Source organism: Arthrobacter sp. 3Tela_A, from assembly GCF_049311025.1.
Lineage (GTDB): Bacteria > Actinomycetota > Actinomycetes > Actinomycetales > Micrococcaceae > Arthrobacter_B.
This window is the reverse complement of sequence record NZ_JAXIOM010000111.1, coordinates 1-1,996: the sequence shown is the minus strand read 5'-3', so window position 1 is coordinate 1,996 and position 1,996 is coordinate 1. Positions and strand designations below refer to the sequence as shown.

Below are 1,996 nucleotides of genomic sequence, written 5' to 3'. Positions count from 1 at the left end.
GTCCGGACCTTCGGGTCCGGGCGGCGCCGCTCTTTTACAGCGGACGAATCCAGCCGGCAGGAGTTCGAATGCTGAACCTGTCGATTACGCGGGATTTCGGACGTAGCGTGAAGGGACAAGGTGCCGGACTACTTCTGGGCGGGAGTGGTTCGGACGAAGTTCATTCTCGAGGATCCAAGCCATGGAACAGAGCCAAGGCCGCCAAATGCAGGGAAGAACTGTGCTGGTCACCGGCGCCACCGGCGGGATCGGCCTGGCTACCGCGCAGAAACTGGCAGCAATGGGTGCGCGCCTCGCCGTCACCGGTCGCAGACCGGACCGCGCGGAGGCGGCTGCGGAAGAGATCAGGAAGGAAAGCGGCGGGAGGGTAGACGTCTTTACCTGTGACCTCTCTTCCCAGGCCGACCTTCGGCGGTTGGCGGGAGAAATCCTGGCAGTGCTTCCCCGCATTGATGTACTTGTCAACAACGTCGGCGGGTATTGGAACACCCGGCACGTCACCGCTGACGGTCTCGAGCAAACATTTGCCTTGAACCATCTGGCCCCGTTCCTGCTGACCAATCTGCTGCTGGCGCGGCTGCGGGAGAGTTCATCTGCCCGGGTGGTGACGGTCTCCTCCAACGCACATGCCTCGGGGCGGATCGATTTCGATGATCTCCAGGGGGCAAACTCCTACTCGGGAGCACGGGCCTACAGCCAGTCAAAGCTCGCCAATGTGCTTTTCACCTACGAGCTGGCACGGAAACTGGAGGGCAGCAGGGTAACTGCCAATGTTCTCCATCCCGGAATAGTAAGCACGTCCTTCGGGACGGAGGACCCCGGAGCGGCCCAGCGCGTGTTCGTGCCGCTGCTGAGGCCCCTTATGCAGCGTGCGGAGGCGGGGGCTGCCACTTCGGTCCGGCTGGCTTCCGCTTCCGAACTCGAAGCGGTGAGCGGGACGTACTTCAGCAGGGGCAAAGTGCGCAGGTCATCCAGACGCAGCTACGACCAGAGGGCCGCCGCACACCTGTGGGCGATCAGTGCAGCCCTCACCAGACTGTCGGACAACCGGTAGGACCGGGGCCGCACGTTGGAAGGTAGGCTAGCGGCCACGCGCCGCTGGCTGCAGCGCGGAGGAAAGCGTCCGGATGGAAGGAACATGACAGTGAGCCTCCTAGGAACCCGCCCAACTGCCCCCGCTCCCCTGCATCCCACCGAACGGCGAAGCTGGGTGAGAGGCCACGGTGCCCAGCTTGCGGTCTACGAATACGGCCCAGAGCCGGGACCGGGGGTGCCCGAGGTGCTGCTGGTGCACGGCTATCCCGACGACCATAGGGTCTTCGCCGGAGTTATCGCGCTGCTGGCCGAAGACCACCACGTCATCGCCTACGACACCCGCGACGCAGGACTCTCCACGGTCCAGGAAACCGCGTTGTCGAACTTTCGGCTGCCGCTCCTGGTCGATGACCTGTATACGGTCCTGGAGGCGACGTCGGCCGGACCCGTACAGCTGGTTGGCCACGACTGGGGTTCTATCCAGGGCTGGGCGGCTGCGCGGGATCCGCGGGCGCCGTCCCGGCTCTCCCGGTACCTCAGCATCTCGGGGCCCGACCTGCAGCATTTCCGCAGCTGGTTCGCGCAGCGGCTGCGGACGCCGCACCGCTGGCCCGACGTGGTCCAGCAATGCCTGCGCAGTTCCTACGTGGGGGCGTTCCAGATCCCGGTGCTTCCCGAACTCTTCTTTTCCGTCATCGGATCTCGCCTCTATCAGCGAACCCAGGGGCGGCCTGCCGGACGCAACCCGCAGCGCGGTCTGGCCCTGTACCGGGCCAACCTCGCTTCCCCGGGGGAGCCCTCGGTGCTGGGCACCGTCCAGATACCCGTGGACGTGATTGTGCCGCTGCACGATCCGTTCCTTTCCCCGGCGCTAAACCAGGGTGTGGAGGAGTTCGCGCCTCAGGTACGGTTCACCGCCGTGGCGGGGGGGGGCCCCCGGGGCCGCCGCCGCCCCCCCCCC

The 1,996-nt window shown here is 65.9% G+C and carries 2 protein-coding genes; both read left to right on the top strand.

Translation table 11 applies throughout. The features are described 5' to 3' along the window. Positions 1-181: 181 nt before the first annotated feature. A complete protein-coding gene (locus TVC13_RS17965; RefSeq protein WP_422402490.1) occupies positions 182-1,054 on the top strand; it encodes an SDR family oxidoreductase in 873 nt (290 codons plus the stop codon). Between the two features lie 90 nt (positions 1,055-1,144). Continuing rightward, positions 1,145-1,996: alpha/beta fold hydrolase (locus TVC13_RS17960; RefSeq protein WP_422402489.1), on the top strand; the 852-nt coding region annotated here is incomplete at its 3' end.

What these genes read in the sequence shown, in the direction of transcription:
- TVC13_RS17965 (WP_422402490.1), top strand. Translation starts at nt 182, where the DNA reads ATGGAACAGAGCCAAGGCCGCCAAATGCAGGGAAGAACTGTGCTGGTC.